The following is a 498-nucleotide window of genomic DNA, read 5'->3' on the forward strand; positions in this document are numbered from 1 at the left end:
TTCTCTTAAGACGAGGATCATAAATAATGAAAAGACGACAATATACCGCAGAGTTCAAGAAGGATACAGCGTATCAGATAATCATCGAAGGAGTCGCCGTAAAAGAGCTTTCGGCTCGATTGGGAGTGCCGATCAGTCAGCTTTACCGCTGGAAGGCAGAACATATCGAGGAGATGGAGGCGAACAATCCTGCGGCTGCCCCGAGCCCGAAGAAGATGGCAGCTGAGATCGACGAGCTTCGCAAGGAGCTGGCAAAGTCCAAGCGGATGAACGAGATTCTAAAAAAAACAGTTGGTTTTTTCAGCCAGGATTAACGATGAAATACGAATTTATCGAGATCCATCAGGCCGCTTTTAAGGTCAGTGATATCTGTGAGTACTTTGAGATTAAACCAAGTGGTTACTATGCCTGGAAGAAGCGAGAACCCAGCGCTCGAAGTATTGCCGATGCTGAACACGCAAAACGTATCGAAGAGCTCTATGAGGCATCCGATAAGCG

The 498-nt window shown here is 47.0% G+C and carries 1 protein-coding gene and 1 pseudogene; both read left to right on the top strand.

The features are described from left to right. Positions 1-26 precede the first annotated feature (26 nt). On the top strand, positions 27-314 hold the full coding sequence (locus QEH52_RS20150) for a transposase (RefSeq protein WP_308952761.1): 288 nt from the start codon (positions 27-29) through the stop codon (positions 312-314). A gap of 2 nt (positions 315-316) precedes the next feature. Next, a pseudogene (locus QEH52_RS20155) lies at positions 317-498 on the top strand (IS3 family transposase); the annotation flags it as partial.

The organism is Thalassobacterium maritimum (genome assembly GCF_031127805.1).
Lineage (GTDB): Bacteria > Verrucomicrobiota > Verrucomicrobiia > Opitutales > Coraliomargaritaceae > Thalassobacterium > Thalassobacterium maritimum.